Here is a 26,247-nt window from a genome sequence, read left to right on the forward strand (position 1 = left end):
TGAAGGCGAGCGTCGATTCAGACGGCTGCTTTGGGCTCTCTCCGATCTCCGCCCTGGCGACCCTAAAGCGGAATCTGTCCTCCAAGAGCTGGATCTGGTCGAGCGCGACCTTTGCGACGTGTCCTTGTCCTGCAAACATCTCCTCGACCTAGTCACTAAATCTCCTCGATCTTCAGGCCGCTTGGTCGTTGACGAGGATACGATCCCGACGCCTTGGCGGGATCGATTCGCCCAAGCGAGCATCGGGTCTACCCGAGTTGCCGCTGGCCCGTACTTCGATGATTGTGAAAAGTTCGTAGAGGAATGGGAGAGGGAGATGGCTCACCTCCAGGCGCATCGGGATGCGGCCCGTTCCGACTGAGTTTTCGCATCTATTGCTGCCGCCACCTGATGACGAGCCCACAGCCCCGGATTTGTAACGTAGTTTCTGGAATGTAACATCGGTCACGTTACATTCCAAAAACCGCGTTACAAACCTTGAAGTCTGGCCGTTAGGGCAGAGCGCCGCTTTGCATCGGCCAAGCACTCCTTGAGCTTTTCAATGCTCATGACCTCGGATCCACGATGCACCACCGCATGGCAGTTCGGGCACAGCGGGATCAGATCCTTTATCGGATCAAGCTTGTACTCGGTGCCGATCGTACTCAGAGGAACGATGTGGTGGACATGGATGAGTCCCTCGGCAACCTCGCCATAAACCAGTCCGAAATCGAATTCGCACGCATAGCAAACCGCTTTGTAGTGATTAATACATGCTGCCCGAGCCTGAGCGCTACGCTCATAGGCATTAACCTTTACCTCTCGGACGGCGCCCTCTAGGTACAGTTCGGGCTTACTGACCTCTTCAGGGAGTGCTGGCATCGGTGGCTCGTCGCACGCAAACCACTCGCCATCCTGCTTCAGTAGCCACTTACGAAGGATGGAGCGCTCAAAGTCTTTGATCTTTGCAGGGCCCGCACCGTCCTCATCCTGGCGCTCATCTGAGTGTGTAATCTTGAACGTATAGAGTTCGTATCCTTCCTCTCCAACCAGCCTGAGATGCTCCACGCTCTGCGGATAACCGTGGTTACGACGCCCATTCTCGATTTCCCAATCCTCGCTGAGGATCAGTGTACGACCGCCACTTATGTGGATATCCCATGCGCCAAAAATGATCTTGCGCTCTTGGTGATTCACAAACGACCAGCTCCAATTCCAATTTCTGCATGTCGCTCCCAAGGATAGGATGAACGCTTTGCGGTTTGGGTAGTACGGAGTGGTCATGCGCAGATCCTGGCGTGGAGAACCGAAAGGGTGGTGAGGGACGTGCGGAACGTGACGTAGTCGACAACGTTAGCGCTTCGCTTATAGCATCAGGCCACGGGGCTATCAAAGCGCCATACAACAGCACTTCGCCAAGGAACGTCGACTGTGATCACAAAAATCCGTATCCGTGGGTACCGCATCTACAAAAATTTCGAGCTCAAGCCCAACCCGGGCGTAAACATCCTGGTCGGTGACAATGACGCTGGGAAGTCCACATTGATGGAGGCCATTTCGCTGGCGCTGAATGGCCGTATAGGTGGGCGGGGGATCCTCGAAGAACTGAATCCACACTGGTTCAACACTGAAATGGTGGCTGAGTTTCTGGCACTTCGGAAAGCAGGGAAGACGCCTAAGCTTCCGGAGATCCTGATTGAGCTTTATCTGCAAGATGTAGCTGATTTGCAGGTGCTACTCGGCGCGGTGAATGCGGACGTGCCTACCAACGTGTGCCCGGGGGTATTCCTCTCCATTTTCCCGAACGAGGAATACCAAGACGAGCTGGATCAGTGGCTCAAGGATCCTTCACACCTGCTGCCCGTTGAGTATTACACCTACGAATGGCGGTCGTTTGCTGACAACGAGCTCACTCGGCGCCCACGGGCGCTATCGGTGGCCACGATCGATTCTCGGACGGTCAAGTCCGCTGCCGGGGTCGATTACCATCTTCGGCAAATTCTGAGCGATCACCTGGAGTCAGCCGAGAAGGCGCAAATCTCGCTGGACTATCGAGGCGTCAAAGCATCCATGACTGAAGGGGCGCTGGCGCCGGTGAACAAGCGGCTTGCGGGACTTGGCGCTGCTCTACAGTCTGAGCCTATGGCGCTGGCTATGGATCAGACCTCTCGAACAGCCTGGGATAGCGTAGTGACCCCCCACGTCGATGGCCTTCCATTCGCGATGGCTGGTCAGGGGCAGCAAGCCGCGATCAAGATCTCCCTCGCGATGAAACGGCATTCTTCAAGCGTGAAAATCGTGATGATCGAGGAGCCTGAAAACCACCTCTCACACACCAGTCTCACGACTCTGCTTGATCGTATTGAAGACTTGGCGACGGAGGAGCAGCAGCTCTTCATCTCTACCCACAGCACTTACGTTTTGAACCGGCTCGGACTCAACGCATTGCTACTACTCCACCGCAACAGCGCGGCCAAGATCACGGAGCTCGATCCGACAACGGTGAGCTATTTTCAAAAGCTCCCAGGCTACGACACCCTCCGCCTCGTGCTGGCGAGAAGAGTCGTCCTGGTTGAGGGGCCATCCGATGAGATTATTTTCGAACGTGTCTATCAGGATCTCTACGGGGCTCGCCCGATGGCCCATGGCGTTGATGTCATCAGCATGCGCGGGTTGGCACTGGCTCGGTGCCTAGAGCTCTGTGCGGCCATCAACAAGCCTGTCGCCGTCATGCGCGACAACGATGGCATTGACCCGACTGAGCTCCGTAAACCAGTTGAGCAGTGGCTGGAAGCAAAGCGCAGAGATCTCTTCATTGGGGAGGTAGCCGACGGTGCGACTCTTGAGCCTCAACTCATTACTGCCAATGGCGAACCTCAACTGCGCAAGACCCTCGGCATCACCGATGCGGCCGACCTGGCGACTTGGATGACACGTGAGAAAACGGAAGGGGCTATTCGAATCGCCGAGTCTGACGAAGTCCTCGGCCCACCGCCCTACATGAAGGCTGCGGCGGAGTTCATTCACAATGCCTAACCATCTGACCCTGGCGGTCGCCGGCGGGAGAAAAACCCAGGGCCTCGTAGATCACTGCAATGGATTGCCCAGTGACCGCCGCGTCCTTGTCGCCACGTTCACCCAGACAAATCAGCAAGAGCTTTCCCATCGGCTACGAGCTCAGGCTGGCGATCTCCACAACATCGAGGTGCTGGGTTGGTACACGTTTTTGCTTCGCCACTTTGCGAAGCCGTTCCTGCCGGTGAAATTCCCCGGTGAACGGGTAGGGGGCTTCAATTTCGAAGGGCGCCCTTACAGGTTCGCCAAGGGCAAGCAAAGGTTCATGGACGGAAGCAACCAGGTCTACGGCTGCGAGCTCGGCCGCCTGGCGCGCGAGCTAATGGCCGCAACACCTGCGTTGCTTCGTCGCCTAGAGCACCTCTACGACGAAATTCTGATCGACGAGGTTCAGGATCTGAGTGGGTACGACTGGGAGATCATCCATGATCTGCTGCAGTCCCGAATCGACGTTCGCATGGTCGGTGATGTACGCCAGGCCGTGCTGTCGACCAACCCGAGGGGGCAGAAGAATAAGCAGTATGGCTATGCCGGCGCTCTCGAATGGTTTCAGGAGCGAGAGCAGGGTGGGCTTTTGAGTATCAACTACGCGACGGTCACCTATCGGTGTCGGACTGAGATCGCAACGTTCTCTGACACCATTTTTGATGAGTCTTGGGGTTTTCCTGGCACAACCTCGGAGAACCACGAGGTCTCTGACCATGACGGTGTGTTCCTGGTGCACTCGAAGCACGTTGACCAATACGTAGAGCGGTACCGGCCGCAATGCCTTCGTGCCACAGTGGCATCGGGGAGGGAGTTCACCCTCGACTTCATGAATTTCAAGGTCTCTAAAGGCGCTACGTTCGAGCGTGTGCTAGTCGTGCCAACAGGGCCCATCGCAGCTTTCATCCAGAAGGAAGCGTGCCTTGAAGCTATGTCTGCGGCCGCGTTCTACGTAGCAGCAACGCGTGCAAAACAGAGCCTGGCAATCGTAATAGATAAGCCAGGCAAGTCGACGCTGCCGGTCTGGGAGCCTTGACTACTTCAAGAGACAAATGCAAAGGGTGGCGGCCATATCGGCGCCACCATTCATAAACGGGCTACCTTGAAGCGCGCTGATCTTCAGTATGTGGGGTTCCACCGAAGGCTCGAAGGTCGTAAACCTTACGCAGCGCAGCCTCGTCACCAGAATGCACCCGAGCTTGAGCGAAAGGCATAGCCAGGAAGCGCTTACGCTCCTTGTCACCGACCTCTGCCCAATACCGCACACACCCATCCGCATCAGGCACGCCCAACTTGCCAAGCAGGTAGCTCTCCAGGGCGGTGAGGCGCTGCTGGCCATCGAGCAAAACCTCGCTGTTCAGCTCGTAAGCACCGCCGTCGGCAAACTCATACCATCCGTTCACCAGGTACGACCCAAGGTCTGAACCCATCCAGATCGATGTGATAAAACGCACCTGCTGTTCCTCTGTCCAGACTGCAGGCCGCTGCCAGGGGGCGAGGGGATGACCCATGGCAAACCGGGTTGCCCATGGGTACTTGGCGCGAGCCCGGGCGGGATCTGCCGAGTATGCTTCGAGGTTTACTGCAAGCATGTCGACCTGGAACATATACAGGGTCGCGTCGAGCTGCTTTTGAGGCATTCGAACACTGCCGGATTCATCAGCGCCGCTGAGCCGTTGGAATACTGCGTTTGATGTGAGCATTGACTGTCTTTTACTGAAAGGGGATATCCAGACCACCTGGGCATTTCTACTGAAATTGTTCTGGGGGCTTCGACGATGTCGCAAAGATAACACATCAGATGCATTGAGCAATGCGAAGGAGGAGCAAAGCCCCTTTTGAAATCGTAGAATTACCAGATGCTTAATTTATGTCGAATAGCAACTTGCTAAATCTTGGTCAGCAATCAGGTCTTACTTTGCCTAAGTGCCACTTCACCTGAGGCCCGCTCGTCTGGAAAATCATGTGCGTACGTAACTCAAAGCTACGCTGATAGCCGAACCGCTGATGTTGCCGCCATGAGAGGAGCGCGCTATGAAATACAGGGGAACCGAATGTAAGGCTGGGCATTCCGCGCCCCGCGTAGTCGTAATAACTGACAGGGAGATCGGCTTGATTGTCGGAGTGGGTATATACCACAACAAATCACTGACAATGCTAGAGCATACGGACAAGCCTGATCAAAAGACTCAATCCTTCGATTCGGAAGATCATAGGTTTAAATTTGAATACCAGGAACTCGATGTTTTGATTCGAGATGATGACGCCACTCCTAGCGATGATACTCAGAAAAGTCGCGACCCTGGTCTTGGTGATTCGGAAGATGACCGAGAATGATTGAGAAAGCTGCGCGCGCTCATGCAAGCGGAGCGCGCAGGCCAAAGGCCGTAGGCGTGCGGATGGCAGCCCGAAGGGCCAAGACGCCCGCGTGACGGGTGGCTTGGTTCACAACAGCCCACCCCGAAAGGGGCACGCTAAAAAAATTTCAAAATATTCTCTGTTCCACCTCAAGTTCTGAAAAATCGAACCGTTTATGACTATATAGACAAAGTCATTACTGAGAGTTTAATGAGCTTGAGAAATACCACCGCACCAAAAGATCAAGTATTCAAACGTGAAATGCTCTGCTGGCGCGACAGAGAGCTTGATGAGCACTACGAATGCACCATCAAATCTGGAGGTGAGGGCGCAGTTCGGATCGAATTCGACTCTTACGGTCTGAATTTCAGCGCCGAAGTCGCATATGAGCTGGCCTTCTCTCTGTCAGAGGCCATCGCTTTCAATGATCAAACTGATCCAGAAACCACAACGGCAGCCGTTCGAGAAGACGATACCGTTCTGCAGCGAAAATTCCGACTGATTTCGGACTGGCATTTGAGCGCCACGGGTGAAGTGCCCTATACCGATGCAAGCCCCGAGCTTACGGACGCCCCAAGCGGGAATATCTTGGTAACGATCCGCACCCTCAAACCTGGTGGCTTCGAGATGGAGCTCGAATGGATGGGGTACTCGTTCTCGAAAGACGATGCAGCCTGGCTAAAGGAGAAGCTACTCGAGGCCAGTGGACAGCAGTTGGAGGTCTACCCGCGAGAATGCCTTTTTGAAGTCGTCGGACGTCAAGGACATAAAATCCGGGGATGAAGTGCTTCTTAAGGCCGGCGCTTGAATCAACGGTCAGTTGGCGGGCTAGGGCGGCTCGATAGCAAGCGGAGCGCGCAGGCCTCCGGCCGGAGGCGTGAGGATGGAAGCCCAACGGGCAGGGACGCCGGCGCTAGCCGGTGGCGCTGTTTACGACAGCCGTCCCCAGCGGGGCACGCCAAGACCTATACAATCAGCTTTTAGTTGGAGCCCCGGGGGCCTTTCTATGCGCTGGATCCACCAGATGCTTCAAGGCTTCGCGACTCTCTAGTATCTGGTCGCGAATCTCCTCTGGGTCGATCGACATCGTGCCGCGGTCAGTCACCCTGAGGGTCTTGAGGCTGTTCACCGCCTCGATGAATTGACGTTCACGCGCTTTCTCGGCTTCTGACCTTCGATCCGGGAAGCAGAAATCCCAAAGGCGGAATAGAAATATCATTGCGCACCTATGAAACCTGAATCGCTGAGGGAGGCAAATTCTAAATGATGCTGTTTATGCTCGCCAATGAGCTACAGTCATATGAGGTTGCCTCACCTCAGCTCTGGTCGACTCAAAGAGGTTCTTCACCCATCACTTCCTTCCAGCATCTTGTGACTCAGCTGTCTTGCGACAGATAAAGCGACCAGCAGCAAAGACAGCTATTGAGGATCATGAGATGGCCAACACTCTCACCAAAGCTGCCCGACATGCTAAAGCGGAACTCCACGTTGCCGGCATTGAGGTGGCACACGCGAAACTTCAGGAAGTCCTTGCTGCGCTCCTTGGCTACCACACCTACAGGGCACTCAAACACGAAGAGCATGATCAAGAGCTTGAGCATCATCTGTCCGATGCAGAGTTCATCGTTCTCAACCAGGAGCTTGGCGAATGCCGTGCTGCTGAACTGTTCGAGCTCCCGGGCGAGGTGTTGCCCAAGTGCATAGCGGCGCTGGAGCAATGCCTGCCAACTCAGGTTCTTCCAAGCGTGGACGCTTACCTTGAGCGCCATGGAATGAACGCAGTAATCGCAGCTTTGACAAACAACCCGCAAAAGGGTGTGCACCTTGGGCCAGATTGGAGCTCGAGGTACAAGCTGAGCCCTGACCAACGCTTTTCATTTCATGAGCCAATTTGGGAAGCGCGTCGTTCATGGCAGGTGCATGCCGAAGTCTCATTGCAGAGCATTGCACCTGATGCTGAGTTTCAGGAAATCAATGTGCTGCTCACTCATGGGAAAGCAGGCCGCTCTGGATTGCTCTTGAGGGGAGTCAAGCCAGTCAAAGGTAGCAGGACGGCTATTCAATGCACCCGAATGGCTGTGCAGGTTCAAAGGGATGACGGCTCAGTGGTACGGCCCTGGGCAGTTGCGGTTCTCGATATCCCCTCTGGAATTAGCATTGGAAGCGCTGTCTCGTTGGACGACACCCCAGACCGTCAAGCGGTCAACGCTTTGACCGATGCGCTTGATTCGACTGCGCTTCGTGACAATGAAGGAGCGAGTGAAAACGAAGCCTATGGCATTATTCAGCTTGATATAGGTGACTCATTTAATTCAGAACGCTTTAAAAAAATAGCGTCAGAAGCCGGAATTGAAATCATCCACTATTATAATCGCACCAATCCAATGCGCGGACAAATAGAAGCTCTTTTTCATAAAATTTCGAGATCAATAGGCATGAAGCAGCCGAACCCGCACCGCCTTAAGCCTAATTCAGATTCAGAAAGAATGACGATTGAAGATCTCAAGCAGCTCTTCAAAAAAAGCTGAGGTCTTACTTCAAGTGTTTGCTCCTCAGTGCACAAGGAGGAGGGTGCAGGCCCTCCTTTCCGGCTTTATAGAAGCCAAGTGCACTATTCCCTGGCAACCGCCTGGAGTACCTGGGCCCGACGGAAAAGTGGGACGGGGGTGTACGGTGCCACCATGCGGCCACTCTGCTCTGAGCGCTAAACCTTAAGTGTCTGCCTCAATAGGCAGCCATTGCGGATGCACTGGCGCGATAACTGATTTCACCACGGCAATATTCTCTAATAACAGTGCGTGCAGGTCGGCGGCCTGACGATGTGAGGATAGATGCCAAGCAGGGCGACCCGCCCGGTGTTTGGCTTTACTTAGACCTCCGTAAACGGCCCTTTGGATAGCATGACAGGCGTTAGGCGCCGGATCTGATCAGCCGCTTGTGAGATCTCAGGGTTATCGGATGTCTTTGCCTCATCTGCCAGCATCTCTCTAATCGTTCTTAAAATATTCGCAAGGGCTCGCATATCAAGGGTGCCAGATGAGTGCTCCCTGGGAAAGAGGCTGAGAGCTGGCAAGGGTTGCATGGCGTCAATATTCATATAATTCAGATAGCGCTCGAAGGCTTGACCAAAAGCACGTGGCAACGGCCTAAAACCACCACCTTTGCGTTGGATCTCCTGCCAAACACCATCAATATTCCGCTTGAATTGATCAATGCGGCCTGGACTGGCTCTATTGCCCAGCACTAGCCACATGGGGCGTAGCGAATGTCGAGCGATCATCAAATACATCGATATTACATGGATAGTATGAACGCTCCGATCAAGGCTCTCGATTGCCTTCAACATCCAACTCAGGACTTCGTCGGAAATGAATCCTCGATCCTTTAGGGCTCTAAACTCGAGAGACCCGGGGGGCTTGGCGGCTACGTTCTCTCTATTGACCGATACGTCCCTAAGATAGAAATCTAGGAACTGCCTCACGCACTGAATCTCCTGTTGCGTCACATTTCGCTCGACATCAGGGTCGCTCCCGACACATTTGACTTTGAAAAGTGCCCAAGCAGGGTTGATCGACCAGTCTCGGAACTCATTCGCTGGGTTTCCCACAAACCTAGGTTGTCTGCTATCGGTTGTCCAGTTGCGCGGTGGGCTTTGAAGAAATTTGCAATAACGCTCATAGTCCGCACGCGTCCAATCAAGCAAGCAAAGCTCGTTCGCAAAGCTCCAATTGAGCATTTTTTCCAGCGCGACGATCCGGCGGCCATACTGCAGGTGAGAATCCAACGGACTCCAATTATGGGCCAGCCAACTGATAAACCGTTCTGTGTACCAAGTGCAAATGAATGGCTGACAGACGCTACTAACCTCATGGAGGCGGATCGAGACTTGGAGATTTGCTAAGGCGTTAGGCTGATCGCTGGGACACCAATACATGTACGGAGGGAAGATCGGGAATGGGATGAACGGCCGCGCCATTGGTACACTCGCGAGCTAAAATTTTGGGGCATTGAATTAGCTATACCAGATGAGTCGCGCATTGGCCAATCTGAGAGTGGAAATGATGAAACGGGGTTATATGAGAGGACAGCCTGAGGAGCGGTATGAGGATGTCATCGCAAACGACTGATTTTACGTCGAACGGGGTTTCTTGGAGTTCCGACCGGGGATTGGTGGAAGTGGACACAACAACATGAGCATCTCCTCATAATATTCGATTTAACATAATATGCATTATGCGAACTCTCGTATAAACCCACACGCCCGTGGGATACCCAGATTCGAAACCAGTACCACGGCGACAACCCACCCAACCATCCCATCCTTTGACCTTGGTTAACATCCCTGCAGATTCCCTCCACTAAAATCCGATCTCCGCACCCTTATGGGGATCTGGCATGACGATCATCGTAACCGGCGCCGCGGGATTCATCGGTAGCAACCTCGTACAGGCGCCCAACCAATGCAACCAAACCGAGATCATCGCCGTCGACGACCTCACCGCAGGCGACAAATTCCTCAACCTGGCTGACAGTGACATCGCTGACTACCTGGACAAGGATGACTTCCTAGACCGGTTTCGGCGCGGACAATTTGGCAACGTACGTGCGGTGCTGCACCAAGGCGCATGTTCCAGTACCGTCGAAGCCGACGGCCGTTTCATGATGGATAACAATTATCGCTACAGCCGGGACTTGCTGGAGATTGCCCAGGCGCAACAGGTTCCGTTCCTGTACGCCTCATCGGCAGCAGTCTACGGTGCTGGCCAGGACTTTCGTGAACAGCGCGATTGTGAGCGCCCATTGAACGTCTACGGCTACTCCAAATTCCTGTTCGATCAGCATGTGCGCCGGCAGTTGTCAGCTTCGCGCAGTCAGGTCGTTGGATTGCGCTATTTCAACGTTTACGGGCCCCATGAGCAGCATAAAGGCGCGATGGCATCGGTGGCCCTGCACTGTTTCAACCAGTACCAGGCCCGCGGCAAAGTCAGTCTGTTCGGCAGCTACGGCGGTTACCCTAGCGGTAGCCATTTGCGTGATTTCGTCTCGGTGGATGACGTGGTCAGGGTCAATTTATTCTTCCTTGATCACCCGCAACTAAGCGGCATTTTCAATGTAGGTAGCGGACGCGCCCAGTCGTTCAATGATGTTGCGCTGGCAGTGATCAACCGATTACGCAAATACCAAGGCCAACCCCCACTGTCCTTGGAGATGGCCTTGCTTGAAGGCATTCTGGAGTACAGTGAGTTTCCTGAACATTTACGCGGCAAGTACCAGTGTTACACGTGTGCTGACCTGCAGCGCTTACGCGATGCAGGTTACAAGACGGCAACATTGACGGTGGAACAAGGGGTAAGTCTGTATTGTGATTGGTTGCAAGGCTTGCAAAGCCCGCCGCCTGCTCCTTTCAGCCAAGCGACGGCAGCTTGATATTCGCAACTTCTTAACATAACTACGCTAAATATTCATTTAGTGTAGTTATGTTTAAACCAGCCTAAAGGGGCCCTGCCGATCACCATTGGTGGGTATAACTCGCCGTTAACACAGTGCCTGGCGCAGGCAAATGGCTGGTGTTGTTACTGTTACGCATCAGTTGACTGTACAGCGGATAGTAATACCGATTGAACAAGTTCTGGACGCCCACGCTGACCTGATCATGCTCACTCAGCTGGTATTGGCTGATGATATCCACCGTGGTGTAGCCATCTACCCTGCGTCTGCCAAAGCTTTCGACACCTTTGAGGCGGTAATCCTCTGCACCGAAGTAAGTCGCCTGCACGCGATGGCTCCAATCTTCGTCTGGCTTGTATTGAAGATACGCTGTCAGTTTCACAGGTGGAATGCGATAGCCTGTCATGTCTTGCCAATCGCCAGCGTCTGGTTGCTCGCGCCCTTTCATCCAAGTGAAGCTCCCCCCTGCCCCCCAATGCTCGTCGCTGGTCAACCAGTCAGCGCTGCCTTCCACGCCATAGATGCGCTCCTGGGTGCGGGTGAGGATCAGGCCATTGTTGAAGCTCTGAACATCGCCCAGTTTTGATGTGGTGTAGAAAACAGCCAGCGACGCCAACGTCTCCTCGCCCAGCTCGCCGCGCCAACCGAGTTCGTAGTTATTGGTCTTGACCGGCTCCAGGTTGGACGAGCCAATATCGAAACCACGGCGTGCGTTACGCAGCTGCACGCCAATGTCAGGTAATTGGAAACCTTGGCTGAAGGCGGCATAAACCGCCTGGCCGCTAACGGGCGAGTAAGTCAGGCTGATATTGGACAGCAATGCATCGTAATGGACTTTGCCGCCTTCCACCGTGGCGGGGTTGGCGGTGCTTGATTCAGACAGCGGAATGAAGTCCCCGTATTCGGCGGTGGCATATTCATAACGGATGCCGCCTTCCATGGACCACTGCTCGTTGAAACGATGCTGTAACTGTGCAAACGCACCTACGCTGCGCGACGTCAGGTCAGGCATGTAACTCAACTTGCCGATTTTATTGAATACCGTTCCGCCGCTCGCATCAAACGCTTGCGGGTCGAAGATATCGATCGGCATGTCGCTGCGCTCCTGGTTGAAGTCGCCGCCCCACAACAGTTCGGTATCTGCCCCGCCGATCGGGGTTCGCAAGGTAATGCGACTACCAACGACTTCGCTGTTCTGCATGACTTGATCGACATTGCGCCCACGTGTGGCAACGCCACGGGCATCGAAGGGCGTGAAGCGGGTGAAATAGTCGCGGTAGTAAAGCTGGGCATTGAATGTTCCCCCGAGCACTTCCGAGTGACCGTATTCAAGGTTCACCAAGGTGTTCTTGATCTGGTTCTGTTCGTCGAGGGACAACCCGGACAACGGTTGTGCGGGTACGGAACCAGGCGGCAATCGGCTGACCGCTGGGTCGGCGGTATAGTCACTGTTTTGCTCGGCGTTGTAATGGCTGAGGGACAGCTGAATACGTTGCAGCTCATCGATGCGCCAACCAACCTTTCCGCCAATGTTGTAGCTGTTGGAATCGAACAGGTCACCTTGGCTAGGCTCGGGCGCAATGCGGTGCCCTTTGGCATCGTAAGAGGCGCCGATATGGCGTGCGCCGAAATCGAATGCGTAATCCAGGGCACCCTGGGCGCCGGCAACATGATGCTGCAACTGCCCTCCCAGGCCATCGCTGCCCACTTGGCTCAAGGGCGAAACGCCCGTTAGCGTGGTCTCTGCCATTTGCTCGCCGCCTGCGGGCCGCGTGGTGATGGAGATGATCCCTCCCGTTGCACCAGCGCCGTAGATAGCGCTACTGCCGCGAATCACCTCGATGCGCTCGATCAATGCAGGGTCGATATTGGCCAAGTTTCGCGAAGAGTCGCGGTTAGTGTTCAGCGGCACGCCGTCGACCAGGACCAACATCGTACGACCGCGCAGCGTTTGCCCGTAATCGGTGATGGTACGGCTGGAGTCGGCCATCCCAGGGATGCTCTTGGCCAGTAGCGTCGCCAGCCCATCAGAGCCCTGGCGCAATTGCTTCAGTTGCTCGCGTTCGATCACATTGACCTGGCGTGCCTGCGGTACTACACCGCTGGAAAGCCGAGAGGACGTGATCTCCGTGCCTGCTAGTTCAATGGGGCTGGCGGTCGTAGACGGCGTATTACCTGACGCTGCTTCGTTTGACGGTAAAACGATGAATGTCCGCTCATCACGCGCCTGCACCACCAGCCCACTCTGCTCGAGCACCTGGCCCAGCGCCTGCGCCACTGTGTAACGTCCGTGCAGCGCCGGCGCCTGCTTGCTCGCAGTCAGCTCGCTGGAAAACAGCACTTGAGCACCTGTTTGGCGAGCCACTGCATTCAGCGAGCTTTCCAGCGTTGATGCAGGAATATTGAAATCGACAACCACCATGGTTTGCGCGAACGACCACTGGCTGGCCATCAAGGTGCTGGTCAAAATCGAGACGTGCCAAGGTGTACGCAGGAAGAGCTGACTCACTTGTTATTCTCCAGGAGATGAGGTGCAGAGAGTTAGCCGCTTCGCGACGGCCCCAACCCTACCTCGTTGGAGAATTATTTTTTTCCGCTTGGGGCTGAATGCGTACGACCCCGCCTTCCCTGCTCAGCTTCACCGGGAGAATCTCCGGCAGTAACGCCAACAGCGTTTCGACGCTGTCGCTGCTGAAAACACCTGAAAGCGGCAATTTGCCGACATCAGGGTCGGTCAGTTCGATCGGCTGGGCGTAATACCGTTGCAGTGCAGCAACCACCTCAGCCAGTGGCGTACCGGCGAAAACCCAGCGGCTTTCTTGCCAGGCGCTAGCGTCTTCGGCATTGCCTTTGACCACCTCACCGGGGATGCCCTGTTGCACGAGCACCTGCTGCCCAGGCATGAGCAGCGAGGTACGGTCCGCCGCGCGCCCTGTGACTGCCACCTTGCCTTGCGCAACGGTAACCCGCACGTCACCCGCGTACATGTTGACGTTGAATCGGGTGCCGACCACGCGTATGTCGGCGTTGCCTGCATCGACCAAGAACGGCCGATAGTGCATGGGCGAAATGTCGAATAAGGCCTGGCCACGCACCAGTGCAACTTGCCGGGTGCGCAAATGCCAGCTGACGCGTACCTCAGTGCCCCCATCCAGCTTGATCTTGCTGCCATCAGCCAGCTGTATCGCCTGGCGTTGTCCCACCTGCGTGACAAAGTGTTCATTGCGGTACGCAGGATCCTTCCAGGCCACACCTGCGGCCAGGGCCAGCAATACTAGCGGGAGTACCTTGCTGCCTTTGCGGGGCTTGCGGGCAGGTGGCGAGCTGGGTAAAGGGAAGCGCTGCTTCAAGGTCTCGCGACACGCGGCCAGCGCCTCATCGACTGCAGCATCGTCTTTGTTTCGTGGACGGCTCACTGCGCCACCTCGGATTGCAGATGTTCACGGCAAGCGATCATACCGACGCGCAAATGCTTTTCTACGGTTTTCAGCGAGATCCCCAGGCGCTGCGCGACTTCAGCCTGGGGGACCTCATGCAGCTTGTGCATGATGAACACGGCCTGGCAACGCGGCGGCAATCGGGAAATAGCCGCAATCAGCCTGTCCAGTGTCTTCGCCGCGTCGACATGGCGCTCCTGTGGCGCTGCGCTACAGGTGACGTCGGGCAGTTCTGCCATGGCGACGATCAAGCTGCTGCGCCGACGCTCGCGGCGGCAATGCGAGATGGCGTTGTCGTGGGCGATCTTGCGTAACAGCGCCAGGGGCTTGCGCACCCCTTCTTTCTCGTCATCCTCCAGCAACTGAACGCACAGGTCGTGAACGACTTCACGCGCGAACACCCGCTCGCCGAAGCGTCGGCGCACATGATCGACCAGGTCGTCGTAGTGACGGACCAGGGTGGCGAGCAAGGATGGCTTTGGAGGATCTGCCTGCACGGTAGCGATAACAGAGAGGAAATGAGATGCAAGTATAAATGGGAATGCATGTCATTTGAAAGCAGTGTCACCCGCCTCCGCCTTCTTCTTAACTGAGCATGCGAACCGAGCTTACCGCATCAACCGCCATGTCCAGGTCGCTGCCGGCAAGCACCTGAGCGTAATACGCCTTCAGTTCGTCCTCCCACCCCGCCACCTCCACCAGCAGATGCTCTGCATGCTCCCGCGTCAGGGCAAAGTGCGCGTGATGGCTGAGCATATTCGCGCGGCTAATCTGGCTGCCTTCCCGGCCAACTGCCATAGCCAAGGTCTGTGCGGGGCCTTCTTCAAGCATGGGCAGCACGTCGTACATGGGCGACAGGCGCCACCCGCCGTCAACCCAGATCACCGCATGGTTGCGTGGATGGTCGTCGGAGTTGCCCACCAAGGCGTTGTAGCACATGCGCTTGAACAGCGCCTGCAGGTCGGTATCGGGCACACCCCGGCGGCGCATTTCATCGGCCACGGCGGCATAGCGCCAATCCCGATGGTGCGCCCCGTTCCACTCCGAATCCAGCAAGGTCAGCGCGCTGAGCATCGGGATACGTCGGGCACCTTGTGCTATGGGCGTGCGGTCGAAGCGTTCGATCAACAACGTCGAAGGGGTTTCAGCATGCAGCGCGGTCTTGGCCACGTTCAAGCCCTTCCCTGCGGCGAATGTCATGCAGGCATATTCGATCGAGGGCAGGTCGTAATGGTCGAAGCGATCACGCGGCTTGGCCAGAATCAGCATACCGTTATCCTGCAGCGTACGTTTTGGCCGTGCGCCACCCAGGGCCGAACGCTGTTGGCGCACGTTGAGGGTGGCCACCGACTCAGCGTCGAGCTGGCCGTCGTACACCGCTTCGCACGCAGCGACGAACTTGGCCAGGCCTTTCAAGGTTGGTACTGCGCCATCGCCTAAGCCGGGTGCGGGGGTTGTTGCGCCGCCTGCCATCAGGTTGCCAACGCGGTCGTTGTTGGGTGACTTGAGCAGGAAGTCGAGGGTGCCGAGTTCTTGGCCGTACGCCCGATGCAGCAGCCGCTCGCCCCAGCCATCGGGCATGGCGTCATTGATGAAGCCGGGTATGCCGCGGTTCTTGACGATGCCGGTGTAGGCCTCGGCGCGTAACGGGTAATTGATTGGGTCGGGGACCCAGCCGCCGCGCGCGACGTGGTCAGGTGCATAAAGAAACTCCCCGAGCTTGCCTTTGAGGGTCAGCCGGCCAAGGGTGATGACTTCACCTGTCTCGGGGTGCTCCATATAGATGTAGGCACGGGACATCAGAACTCCTCAGGCTTGGGTTTGGCCAGCCGCACGCGGCGGGATGCCAGGCTCTGGTGGGCATCATCGTCATCACTGAACCGGGTGATCTGGGAGGTTTGCTCTATGCCTTCCAGCGAGGCGAAAACGGTTTCGCTGATGCCCAGGCGCCACAACACCAGCATGAATGAACGCAGGTCGACGAGCTCCGAGCCGCCTTCGATCTTGCGAAGGGTATGCGAGGAGACGCCGATGGCAGCGGTAAGGTCCGCTTGGCGCAGGCCGAGTGCTAGGCGCCGTGCCTTGACCAAAAGGCCGATTTTACTGAGGGTATCGGCGCAAGCGACTGGAAAATAAGTCGTCATAAGGCTCGCCATGGTTAACGTTAACTGAGTTAAGGTTAACCATAGCACACTTAAAGATTTTATAAGAAACGCATAATACTCATCTTAGTAAGTATTATCTAGTATAAGGTTAACCAGGGTTAACCTTAAAGATCGCTATGCAAGACCACCAAAGCGCTTGTAAAAACTTTCATTCACGTCAGGCAGTGGGCCGTCAGCCGTTTCGAGCGCACTGTTCAACCACTCTTCGGCCTTGGCAAACACCAGCCGATACAGGTTGCGACACAGCTGCCGTGCTGCCCTGCCCTCCCAATCACCTGGCAGCAACTCATCAGGCAGTTGCGGGTCGCGCAGCAGCAGCCGACGGTACTCGTGAATCAGTAGCGTGCGTGCCAGGAAGCAATCCTGCGCATCGAGCTGCGGCTGCTCTTTAAGGCCCTGCCACAGCGGCCTGAATAACTGGATGAATTCACTGTACTGCTGCCCCAGCTCGTCGATACGCCAACTCTCGCGCACTTGCGCGCGCATGGCCTTGGAAGCAAGCACTTCCTGGGTGTGCGTTTCAAACACGATGCTGTCATCACTGGCCTCCAGCTCGCGCAGCGTCGCGGCCAAATCCGCGCGGTCAGCACGGGGGCAGCCCATCACGTTGGGCGCCATCACCCCGAAGCCTTGCCATTCCAACTCCTCACGCAGGGTTTTGCGCTTGCCGGCTTCCAGTTGTGACAGCAACACCAGGGTCCAGGCGCCATCCCATGCGGGTTGGCTGGGGCTGTAGACGCGCTTGAAGGCTTTTTCGAAGCGCCGACGGCCAGTGCCCGTCAGGCTGTAATAGCTGCGTCGGCCGACTTTTTCGGCGGTCAGCCAGCCTTCCTTGGTCAAGCGGAAGATCGAGGTGCGGATCAGCCGTTCGTTGATGCCGATCGGCTCCAGCAGGTTGATCAGGCTGCCCAACCACACCGTGCCACCATGCGGTTCGATAGCGTCGCCGTACAGGGTGATGATCAGCGAGCTGGCGCGGATCGGCGTCTGTTCCTGAAAACGAGTGATCAGGTTGTTCAGTGGGGCAAGTGTGCTCATGGAGGAACTGTGCGCGGGGAAAGCACCGACTATACCTGCGCGGCGGGTTGCCTGGCCATTGCGTGACGCAGACAGGCTCATGCTGGCGACTTGCCTTTGGGCCGGATGCCGGAGTCACCCATGCGCGGGCGACCCTGCTCGGCTTCGGTCAGCGGTGGGCATTCGACCAGCGCGGTCATGCAGCGCTGCGTCAGGTGCTGATACTCCGCTGTGCCGCGCTGCTTCCAGGCCAGCTCCTGGTCGGTCAGCGGGCGCTTGACCTGTGCCGGGCTACCCACCACCAGGCTTTGTTCGGCGCATTCGAACCCCGCCTTGACGAAGGCCGTGGCAGCAACGATGCAGCGCGGGGCTACATGGGCGCCATCCATTACCACGGCATTCATGCCTATCAGGGCATCTTCGCCCACGCGGCACCCGTGCAGCACCGCGCCGTGGCCGACATGCCCATTGCGTTCTATGACCGTGTCGCCCCCCGGAAAGCCATGCATCACGCAGGTGTCCTGTAGGTTGGCGCCCTCCTCCAGCACGATGCGGCCGAAGTCGCCCCTGAGTGAGGCCAGCGGGCCGACGTAGCAACGCGGGCCAACGATGACATCGCCAATCAGCACTGCGCTCGGGTGCACATAGGCAGTTGGATGAACCACGGGGGTCAGGCCGTCTAGCCGGTAGCAAGGCATGGCAAAGCTCCTGAAATGATTTGAAATGTGACAAGTCCTTGTATCACAAAAATGTAGCGCGTCAATTGTGCGATGCCTGTATCGCTTTGTTGTCAGCCTTATTTGCAACCTGTTTTTACAGAAAAAGCCCTATTTATCTGAAGATGAATCGTTAAATCACTTTTTTGAATAGCTCATCTCCCGCGCAGAAATCACCACAAAGGGATACGTTAAACGCTTTTTGATGTTGCTTTGGTGTATCGCATAAGGCATATACTGTCCGCACCTGAACGTGGTGCAGCCCACGTCCCTGCAAACAATTCCAAGAAATGCCGGCCAATCGATGTGCCGTGCGAGCAGCCAGAGGAACCCGATATGCCTCGTTATCTCGATGCGCAAGCGCCGGAGCACGGCGTCCGGCTCATCACCCTGCAACGGCCAGAAGCGCTGAATGCTCTGTGCACAGCGTTGCTGGCCGAGCTGGCCAGCGAGCTGGATGCCGCCGAGCGTGATGATCAGACCCATGCCGTGGTGATTACCGGCAGCCGCAAGGCGTTCGCCGCCGGCGCCGACATTGGCGAGATGGCCGAGCGCGACCTGGTCGGCATACTCAATGACCCTCGCGTTGCGTGTTGGCAACGGATAGCCGCGTTTTCCAAGCCGCTGATCGCCGCCGTTAACGGCTACGCCCTGGGCGGCGGTTGCGAGCTGATGATGTGCGCCGACATCGTCATTGCGGGCAGCGACGCCCGTTTCGGCCAGCCGGAGATCAACCTCGGCATCATCCCCGGCGCTGGCGGCACCCAGCGCCTGCTGCGCGCGGTTGGCAAGCCGCTGGCCATGCACATGGTGTTGACCGGTGAAGCCATCAGCGCCCAGCACGCCTTGCAAGCCGGCCTGATCAGCGAAATCACCCAGCCGGAACTGGCCGTGGAGCGGGCCGTGCAAGTGGCCCGCATTATCGCGGCCAAGGCGCCGCTGGCAGTGCGCCTGGCCAAGGAAGCCTTGCTCAAGGCCGGCGATACCGACCTTGCCAGTGGCCTGCGCTTCGAGCGCCACGCGTTCACCCTGCTCGCCGGCACCGCCGACCGCAATGAGGGTATTCGCGCCTTCCAGGAAAAACGCCAGGCCCGGTTCAAAGGCTGCTGAGCACCTCCCCATTCGACTGACCAAGCGAGTCTGCCATGACGTTCGAACACATCCTGTTTTCCATCGAGGACGGCGTTGCCCTCCTGTCGCTGAACCGCCCGGAGCAGCTGAACAGTTTCAACACGCCCATGCACCTGGAAGTGCGCGAAGCCTTGAAGCAAGTACGCCAGAGCAAAGATGCACGGGTGTTGCTGTTGACTGGCGAAGGCCGCGGCTTCTGTGCAGGCCAGGACCTGTCTGATCGCAATGTCGCGCCAGGGGCCGACATGCCGGACCTGGGTGAGTCCATCGATAAGTTCTACAACCCACTGGTGCGCACCCTGCGCGATTTGCCGCTGCCGGTCATCTGCGCCGTCAACGGCGTGGCTGCGGGCGCCGGGGCCAATATTCCGCTGGCCTGTGACCTGGTACTGGCCGCCCGTTCGGCCAGCTTCATCCAGGCCTTCTGCAAGATCGGCCTGGTGCCGGATTCTGGCGGCACCTGGCTGCTGCCACGGCTAGTCGGCATGGCGCGGGCCAAGGCGTTGGCGATGCTGGGCGAACGCCTGACGGCCGAACAGGCCCAGCAATGGGGGTTGATCCATCGCGTGGTCGACGATGCCGCGTTGCGCGACGAGGCCCTCACCCTCGCCCGCCACCTCGCCACGCAGCCCACTTACGGCCTGGCCCTGATCAAACGCAGCCTGAATGCCAGTTTCGATAACGGGTTCGACCAGCAACTGGAACTGGAGCGCGACCTGCAGCGCCTGGCTGGCCGCAGCGAGGACTACCGCGAAGGCGTAAGCGCTTTCATGAACAAGCGCACGCCTGCGTTCAAGGGGCGTTGAGCATGAGCGCACTCGACCGCAACACCCAAGTGGCCGTGATCGGTGCAGGCGCCATGGGCGCAGGTATCGCCCAAGTGGCCGCGCAAGCCGGCCACCCGGTCAAACTCTACGACAACCGCCCCGGCGCCGCCGCCCAGGCAGTGGCGGGCATTGATCGTCAGCTCGCCCGCTTGGTAGAAAAAGGCAAGTTGCCTGCGGGCGAGCGGGAAGCGATCGTCGCCCGCCTGTGCCCAGCCGACACCCTCGACACCCTGGCCGATGCCCGCCTGGTGATCGAAGCCATCGTTGAACACCTGTCAGTTAAGCAAGCCTTGTTGCACGAGCTTGAAGCGCTGTGCGCAGACGACTGCATCCTGGCCAGCAACACCTCGTCACTCTCGATCACCAGCCTGGCCGCTGGCTTGAAGCGCCCACAGCAAGTGGTGGGCATGCATTTCTTCAACCCGGCACCGTTGATGGCCCTGGTCGAGGTCGTTTCGGGGTTGGCTACCGACCCTGCCGTGGCCGCCTGCCTTTACGACACCGCCAAAGCCTGGGGCAAACAGCCGGTGCATGCCCGCTCAACGCCGGGCTTTATTGTCAACCGTGTAGCCCGGCCGTTCTACGCCGAGAGCCTGCGCCTGTTGCAGGAAGGTGCAGCCGATTGCGCCAGCCTGGATGCGCTATTGCGTGACGCCGGCGGCTTTCGCATGGGGGCCTTCGAGCTCACCGACCTGATCGGCCATGACGTCAACTATGCCGTCACCTGTTCGGTGTTCGAGGCGTTTTATGGCGATTTCCGCTTCCAGCCTTCGCTCGTGCAAAAGGAGTTGGTGGATGCCGGGCGCCTTGGCCGCAAAACCGGCCAAGGTTTCTATAGCTACGCCGAAGGCGCCGAGCGCCCGCAACCTACAGAGCTGCAAAGCACGGCGCAGGTTGCGTCCTGCGTTATCGAGGGGCACCTGGGCGTCATGCAGCCCTTGGTCGAGCGTTTGCGCGACAGCGGCATCGCCGTGACCGAGCGCGCCGGCAATGGCGTGATCCAGGTCGGCGATGCCACGTTGGCGCTTTCCGACGGCCGCCTGGCCACGCAGCGTGCCCGCGAAGAAGGCCTGCGCAACCTGGTACTGGTCGATCTGGCCCTGGACTACAGCACGGCTTCCCGCATTGCGATCAGTTGGTCTGCCGACACCACCCGTGAGGCCCGCGACCAGGCCGTGGGCTTGTTAACACGCGCCGGCTTGAAAGTGACCGCAGTCGCCGACCTGCCTGGCCTGGTCGTGCTGCGTACGGTGGCGATGCTGGCCAACGAAGCCGCCGATGCCGTGTTGCAAGGCGTTGGCTCGGCGGCCGATATCGACCTGGCCATGCGCGCCGGCGTGAACTACCCCTGCGGCCCCCTGGCCTGGGCCTCGCGCATCGGCATAAGCCAGACCTTGCGTGTACTCGACAACCTGCAGCGCAGCTACGGCGAAAGCCGCTATCGCCCTTCCCTGCTATTGCGCCGCTGCGAAGCCCAAGGAGGCAATCTGCATGACTGAAATCGAGCTGGCACAAGCGTGTGCCGATGCCATGTTTTCCCGCGATCACGCCACCCAAGGGCTCGGCATCAGCCTACTCGAAGCCGGCCCTGGCCAGGCGCGCCTGCGCATGCCGGTGCGCGCCGACATGATCCAGGGCCACGGCACCTGCCACGGTGGTTTCCTGTTCGCCCTGGCGGATTCAGCCTTCGCCTTCGCCTGCAACAGTTACGACCAGGCCACCGTGGCCCTGGGTTGCAGCATTGATTACCTGGCGCCGGCGCTGCGCGACGACGTGCTGACCGCCACGGCCAGTGAAGTCAGCCGTAAAGGCCGTACCGGCCTGTATGACGTTCGCATCGAGAACCAGCGCGGTGAGCTGGTGGCGATGTTCCATGGCAAATCCTACAAAGTACGCGGCACGGTGCTCGCGCAGGAGACACAAGATGACTGAACACACCCTGGCCGATGCGCTGATCATCGACGCCGTGCGCACGCCGATCGGCCGCTACGCCGGCGCCTTGAGCGGCGTGCGCCCCGACGACCTGGCCGCCATCCCGCTCAAGGCCCTGATCGCCCGCCACCCGGAGTTGGAGTGGGCGGCAGTGGACGACGTAATCCTCGGTTGCGCCAACCAGGCCGGTGAGGACAACCGCAACGTTGCCCGCATGGCCAGCCTGCTGGCGGGCCTGCCGATTGAGGTGCCGGGCACCACCCTCAACCGCTTGTGCGGCTCTGGCATGGATGCCATTGGCAACGCGGCCCGTGCCCTGCGCTGCGGTGAAGCCGGGCTGATGCTGGCCGGCGGCGTGGAGTCGATGTCGCGCGCGCCGTTCGTCATGGGCAAATCGGAGCAAGCCTTTGGCCGCGCCGCCGAACTGTTCGACACCACCATCGGCTGGCGCTTCGTCAACCCGTTGATGAAGGCCGAACATGGCACCGACTCGATGCCTGAGACGGCTGAGAACGTCGCTGCTCGTTTCGGTATCTCCCGTGAAGACCAGGACGCCTTCGCCCTGCGCAGCCAGCACAAGGCTGCCGCCGCCCAGGCCCGAGGCCGCCTGGCACAGGAAATCGTGCCGGTCGAGATCCCCCAGCGCAAAGGCCCGGCCAAGCGCGTCGAGCACGACGAACACCCGCGTGGCGACACCACGCTGGAGCAGTTGGCCAAGCTCGGCACGCCGTTTCGTGAGGGTGGCAGTGTCACCGCTGGCAATGCCTCTGGTGTCAACGACGGTGCCTGTGCACTGCTGCTGGCCAGCACCGCAGCGGCCCGGCGCCATGGCCTTAAAGCCCGCGGGCGCATTGTCGGCATGGCTGTGGCCGGGGTCGAGCCGCGCATCATGGGCATCGGCCCGGTGCCGGCTACCCGCAAGGTGCTCGAACTCACCGGGCTGTCGCTGGCCGACATGGATGTCATCGAGCTAAACGAGGCCTTCGCTGCCCAAGGCCTGGCGGTATTGCGCGAGCTTGGCCTGGCCGACGACGACAAGCGGGTCAACCCGAACGGCGGCGCCATTGCCCTGGGGCATCCGTTGGGCATGAGTGGCGCGCGCCTGGTCACCACCGCACTGCACGAACTGGAAGAAACTGCCGGACGCTACGCCCTGTGCACCATGTGCATCGGCGTTGGCCAAGGCATCGCCATGGTCATCGAGCGCCTCTGACCAACGGCTTGTGACCGAACGCAACGCAGCCGGTTATGCTGCGCCCATGACACTCACCGCCCGGCTGCGAACCCGCGCCGGTCGGCGTACAAGAACAATTCGAGTGAAGCCATGAACATGTACCATGATGCCGATCGTGCCCTGCTTGACCCTATGGAAACCGCCAGCGTCGACGCCCTGCGCCAGCACCAGCTGGAGCGCCTGCGCTGGAGCCTGAAACACGCCTACAACAACGTGCCGCTGTACCGCAAACGCTTCGACGAATGCGGCGCGCACCCCGATGACCTCAAGTCGCTCGACGACCTGGCCAAGTTCCCCTTCACCGGCAAGAACGACCTGCGCGACAACTACCCGTACGGCATGTTTGCCGTGCCCCAGGAAGAGGTCGTGCGCCTGCATGCCTCCAGCGGCACAACGGGCAAGCCGACCGTGGTCGGTTATACCCAGAACGACATCGACACCTGGGCCAATGTGGTGGCCCGCTCGATCCGCGCCGGCGGCGGGCGCAAAGGCGACAAAGTGCACGTTTCGTACGGTTATGGCCTGTTTACCGGCGGGCTCGGCGCGCATTACGGTGCCGAACGGCTAGGGTGCACGGTCATCCCCATGTCGGGTGGCCAGACCGAGAAGCAGGTGCAACTGATCCGCGACTTCCAGCCCGACATCATCATGGTCACGCCCTCTTACATGCTCAACCTGGCCGACGAGATCGAGCGCCAGGGCATCGACCCGCACGACCTCAAGCTGCGCCTGGGCATCTTCGGTGCCGAGCCCTGGACCGACGAACTGCGGCGCTCCATCGAGCAGCGCCTGGGTATCCAGGCCCTCGACATCTATGGCCTGTCGGAAATCATGGGGCCCGGGGTGGCGATGGAGTGCATCGAAACCAAAGACGGCCCGACCATCTGGGAAGACCACTTCTACCCCGAAATCATCGACCCGGTTACCGGCGAGGTACTGCCGGACGGGCAATTGGGCGAGCTGGTATTTACCTCGCTGAGCAAGGAGGCGCTGCCGATGGTGCGCTACCGTACCCGCGACCTGACCCGCCTGCTGCCAGGCACCGCGCGGCCGATGCGGCGGATCGGCAAGATCACCGGGCGCAGTGACGACATGCTGATCATTCGTGGGGTCAACGTGTTCCCGACCCAGATTGAGGAGCAGGTGCTAAAAATAAAACAGCTTTCAGAGATGTATGAGATTCATTTGTATCGTAATGGCAACCTGGACAGTGTCGAGGTGCACGTGGAGCTGCGTGGCGAATGCCAGGCGATGGACGAGGGCCAGCGCAAGCTGCTGATCGGTGAACTGACCAAGCAGATCAAGACCTACATCGGTATCAGCACCCAGGTGCGACTGCAGCCCTGCGGCACGCTCAAGCGTTCTGAAGGCAAGGCGTGCCACGTGTTCGACAAACGGTTGGCCAGCTGACTTATCAGCTGCCTTTTTACGGCCCCGGCTCAGTCCGGGGCTTTTTTTTGCCTGCCCTTTCGCAGCGCAAGGATGCTCCTACAGGTGGTGAGCGCCCTTGTAGTAGCAGCCTTGTGCTGCGAAAGGTCCGCAAAGCGATACACAAATCTTATTCGATACATATAAAACTGTTTGACGTTATGTTTTGTATCGCTTACAAATGACTCATGCCTTAGCAGGAGTCGGAACATGTACGCACAGCTAGTCGAAACCGGCGTCAAACGCGTCAAGTCCCTGGACGAAATGTCGCCCGAAGAGCGCGACTTCCAGGAAAAGATCGACGCCGAGATCAAGATCGAAGCCAAAAACTGGATGCCCGAGGCCTACCGCCAAACGCTGATCCGGCAGATCTCCCAGCACGCCCACTCGGAAATCGTCGGCATGCTGCCCGAAGGCAACTGGGTCACCCGCGCCCCAAGCCTGAAACGCAAGCTGCAACTGATGGCCAAGATTCAGGACGAAGCCGGCCACGGCCTGTACCTGTACAGCGCCATGGAAACCCTCGGCGCCGACCGCGACGAAGAGATCGCCAAGCTGCACAGCGGCAAGGCCAAGTACTCGAGCATCTTCAACTACCCGACCCTGAGCTGGGCCGACATGGGCGCCGTAGGCTGGCTGGTCGATGGCGCTGCGATCGTCAACCAGGTGGTGCTGCAGCGCACCTCCTACGGCCCCTACTCCCGCGCCATGATCCGCATCTGCAAGGAAGAGAGCTTCCACCAGCGCCAGGGTTACGAGCTGCTGCTGACCATGATGCGCCACGGCACTCAGGCTCAGAAGGACATGGTCCAGGACGCCATCAACCGCCTGTGGTGGCCGTCGTTGATGATGTTTGGCCCCAGTGACGAGCACTCCCCCAACAGCGCTCAGTCGATGGCCTGGAAGATCAAGCGCCAGACCAACGATGAGCTGCGCCAGCGCTTCATCGACCAGACCGTGCCACAGCTCGAACTGCTCGGCTGCACCGCGCCAGACCCGCACCTGAAGTGGAACGAAGCCCGCGGCCACTACGATTTCGGCGACATCCAGTGGGACGAGTTCTACGAAGTCATCAAGGGCAACGGCCCCTGCAACCTGGAACGTGTCGCCACCCGGCGCAAGGCCATCGAGGACGGCGCCTGGGTACGCGAGGCCGCCGTGGCCTATGCGCGCAAGCAACAGAACAAGAACGCCGCCTGAGCGGCGATTGATGCGGAGATCGAAAATGTCTGTCTGGACCCTCTACGAAGTGTTCGTGCGCAGCAAGCACGGCCTGAACCACAAGCATGTCGGCAGCGTGCATGCCGCCGACGCCGCCATGGCCATCGAGAATGCCCGTGAGCTGTACACCCGCCGCAGCGAAGGCGTGAGCCTGTGGGTGGTGCCATCGGCGCTGATTACCGCCTCCTCCCCTGACGAGAAAGACCCGCTGTTCGCCCCCTCGGACGACAAGGTCTACCGCCATGCCAGCTTTTACGAGCTGCCCGACGAAGTCGGACACATGTGAGGTTGGTC

The 26,247-nt window shown here is 58.5% G+C and carries 23 protein-coding genes; 13 read left to right on the top strand and 10 right to left on the bottom strand.

Annotation, left to right across the window (positions count from 1 at the left end):
• Window positions 1-468: 468 nt before the first annotated feature.
• Window positions 469-1,263: an HNH endonuclease gene (locus tag HU764_RS12235; protein ID WP_186702855.1), complete on the bottom strand. Its 795-nt coding sequence runs from the start codon at window positions 1,261-1,263 to the stop codon at window positions 469-471.
• Window positions 1,264-1,410: 147 nt separating this feature from the next.
• On the opposite strand from HU764_RS12235, the gene HU764_RS12240 reads away from it, so the two are divergent.
• Window positions 1,411-3,015, top strand: coding sequence for an AAA family ATPase (locus HU764_RS12240; protein ID WP_186702856.1), 1,605 nt, complete (start codon window positions 1,411-1,413; stop codon window positions 3,013-3,015).
• Window positions 3,008-4,075, top strand: a complete 1,068-nt coding sequence (locus tag HU764_RS12245) for a UvrD-helicase domain-containing protein (RefSeq protein WP_186702857.1) — start codon at window positions 3,008-3,010, stop codon at window positions 4,073-4,075. The genes HU764_RS12240 and HU764_RS12245 overlap by 8 nt, the downstream gene beginning before the upstream one ends.
• 61 nt (window positions 4,076-4,136) lie before the next feature.
• Here HU764_RS12245 and HU764_RS12250 read toward each other — a convergent pair whose 3' ends face one another.
• On the bottom strand, window positions 4,137-4,742 hold the full coding sequence (locus HU764_RS12250) for a DUF262 domain-containing protein (protein ID WP_225935644.1): 606 nt from the start codon (window positions 4,740-4,742) through the stop codon (window positions 4,137-4,139).
• 865 nt (window positions 4,743-5,607) lie between these two features.
• Here HU764_RS12250 and HU764_RS12255 point away from each other — a divergent pair.
• Window positions 5,608-6,180, top strand: a complete 573-nt coding sequence (locus HU764_RS12255; RefSeq protein ID WP_186702858.1) for a hypothetical protein — start codon at window positions 5,608-5,610, stop codon at window positions 6,178-6,180.
• A gap of 653 nt (window positions 6,181-6,833) precedes the next feature.
• A complete protein-coding gene (locus HU764_RS12260; protein ID WP_186702859.1) occupies window positions 6,834-7,925 on the top strand; it encodes a hypothetical protein in 1,092 nt (363 codons plus the stop codon).
• 341 nt (window positions 7,926-8,266) lie between these two features.
• Here the strand turns inward: HU764_RS12260 and HU764_RS12265 are convergent, their stop codons facing one another.
• Window positions 8,267-9,181, bottom strand: a complete 915-nt coding sequence (locus tag HU764_RS12265) for an integrase (protein WP_186702860.1) — start codon at window positions 9,179-9,181, stop codon at window positions 8,267-8,269.
• Between the two features lie 611 nt (window positions 9,182-9,792).
• On the opposite strand from HU764_RS12265, the gene rfaD reads away from it, so the two are divergent.
• Complete coding sequence (gene rfaD / locus HU764_RS12270; protein WP_186702861.1) at window positions 9,793-10,824, top strand: ADP-glyceromanno-heptose 6-epimerase; 1,032 nt, start codon at window positions 9,793-9,795, stop codon at window positions 10,822-10,824.
• Window positions 10,825-10,906: 82 nt separating this feature from the next.
• Here the strand turns inward: rfaD and HU764_RS12275 are convergent, their stop codons facing one another.
• The 7 genes from HU764_RS12275 to paaY form a co-directional block, all read right to left on the bottom strand.
• Window positions 10,907-13,297 (bottom strand): TonB-dependent receptor, encoded by a 2,391-nt coding sequence (locus tag HU764_RS12275; protein WP_186681669.1) that lies wholly within the window; start codon window positions 13,295-13,297, stop codon window positions 10,907-10,909.
• A gap of 115 nt (window positions 13,298-13,412) precedes the next feature.
• Window positions 13,413-14,261, bottom strand: a complete 849-nt coding sequence (locus HU764_RS12280; RefSeq protein ID WP_186681505.1) for a FecR domain-containing protein — start codon at window positions 14,259-14,261, stop codon at window positions 13,413-13,415.
• Window positions 14,258-14,779: a sigma-70 family RNA polymerase sigma factor gene (locus HU764_RS12285; protein WP_186681507.1), complete on the bottom strand. Its 522-nt coding sequence runs from the start codon at window positions 14,777-14,779 to the stop codon at window positions 14,258-14,260. Before HU764_RS12285 ends, HU764_RS12280 begins: the two co-directional genes overlap by 4 nt.
• 88 nt (window positions 14,780-14,867) lie before the next feature.
• Window positions 14,868-16,082, bottom strand: a complete 1,215-nt coding sequence (locus tag HU764_RS12290; RefSeq protein WP_186681509.1) for a type II toxin-antitoxin system HipA family toxin — start codon at window positions 16,080-16,082, stop codon at window positions 14,868-14,870.
• Entirely contained in the window at window positions 16,082-16,426 is a 345-nt protein-coding gene (locus HU764_RS12295) for a helix-turn-helix domain-containing protein (protein ID WP_186681511.1), read from the bottom strand. The genes HU764_RS12290 and HU764_RS12295 overlap by 1 nt, the downstream gene beginning before the upstream one ends.
• A 135-nt stretch (window positions 16,427-16,561) precedes the next feature.
• Window positions 16,562-17,485, bottom strand: a complete 924-nt coding sequence (gene paaX, locus HU764_RS12300) for a phenylacetic acid degradation operon negative regulatory protein PaaX (RefSeq protein ID WP_186681513.1) — start codon at window positions 17,483-17,485, stop codon at window positions 16,562-16,564.
• A gap of 77 nt (window positions 17,486-17,562) precedes the next feature.
• Window positions 17,563-18,162 (bottom strand): phenylacetic acid degradation protein PaaY, encoded by a 600-nt coding sequence (gene paaY / locus HU764_RS12305; protein ID WP_186681515.1) that lies wholly within the window; start codon window positions 18,160-18,162, stop codon window positions 17,563-17,565.
• Between the two features lie 354 nt (window positions 18,163-18,516).
• Here paaY and paaF point away from each other — a divergent pair, with 354 nt between their 5' ends.
• The 8 genes from paaF to paaB all read left to right on the top strand — a co-directional run bounded on the left by paaF (window position 18,517) and on the right by paaB (window position 26,239).
• Window positions 18,517-19,290, top strand: coding sequence for a 2,3-dehydroadipyl-CoA hydratase PaaF (gene paaF, locus HU764_RS12310; RefSeq protein ID WP_027593250.1), 774 nt, complete (start codon window positions 18,517-18,519; stop codon window positions 19,288-19,290).
• Between the two features lie 35 nt (window positions 19,291-19,325).
• Entirely contained in the window at window positions 19,326-20,117 is a 792-nt protein-coding gene (gene paaG, locus HU764_RS12315) for a 2-(1,2-epoxy-1,2-dihydrophenyl)acetyl-CoA isomerase PaaG (RefSeq protein WP_027593249.1), read from the top strand.
• Window positions 20,118-20,119: 2 nt separating this feature from the next.
• Complete coding sequence (gene paaH / locus HU764_RS12320) at window positions 20,120-21,637, top strand: 3-hydroxyacyl-CoA dehydrogenase PaaH (protein ID WP_186702862.1); 1,518 nt, start codon at window positions 20,120-20,122, stop codon at window positions 21,635-21,637.
• On the top strand, window positions 21,630-22,070 hold the full coding sequence (gene paaI, locus HU764_RS12325; RefSeq protein ID WP_027593247.1) for a hydroxyphenylacetyl-CoA thioesterase PaaI: 441 nt from the start codon (window positions 21,630-21,632) through the stop codon (window positions 22,068-22,070). Before paaH ends, paaI begins: the two co-directional genes overlap by 8 nt.
• A complete protein-coding gene (gene pcaF / locus HU764_RS12330) occupies window positions 22,063-23,283 on the top strand; it encodes a 3-oxoadipyl-CoA thiolase (RefSeq protein ID WP_186702863.1) in 1,221 nt (406 codons plus the stop codon). The genes paaI and pcaF overlap by 8 nt, the downstream gene beginning before the upstream one ends.
• A gap of 111 nt (window positions 23,284-23,394) precedes the next feature.
• Window positions 23,395-24,714 (top strand): phenylacetate--CoA ligase PaaK, encoded by a 1,320-nt coding sequence (gene paaK / locus HU764_RS12335; RefSeq protein WP_186702864.1) that lies wholly within the window; start codon window positions 23,395-23,397, stop codon window positions 24,712-24,714.
• A 228-nt stretch (window positions 24,715-24,942) separates the two neighbouring features.
• A complete protein-coding gene (gene paaA, locus HU764_RS12340; RefSeq protein ID WP_099429341.1) occupies window positions 24,943-25,932 on the top strand; it encodes a 1,2-phenylacetyl-CoA epoxidase subunit PaaA in 990 nt (329 codons plus the stop codon).
• A 25-nt stretch (window positions 25,933-25,957) separates the two neighbouring features.
• Window positions 25,958-26,239, top strand: coding sequence for a 1,2-phenylacetyl-CoA epoxidase subunit PaaB (gene paaB / locus HU764_RS12345; RefSeq protein WP_004374528.1), 282 nt, complete (start codon window positions 25,958-25,960; stop codon window positions 26,237-26,239).
• Window positions 26,240-26,247 lie beyond the last annotated feature (8 nt).

This window comes from Pseudomonas kermanshahensis (assembly GCF_014269205.2).
GTDB classification, from domain to species: domain Bacteria; phylum Pseudomonadota; class Gammaproteobacteria; order Pseudomonadales; family Pseudomonadaceae; genus Aquipseudomonas; species Aquipseudomonas kermanshahensis.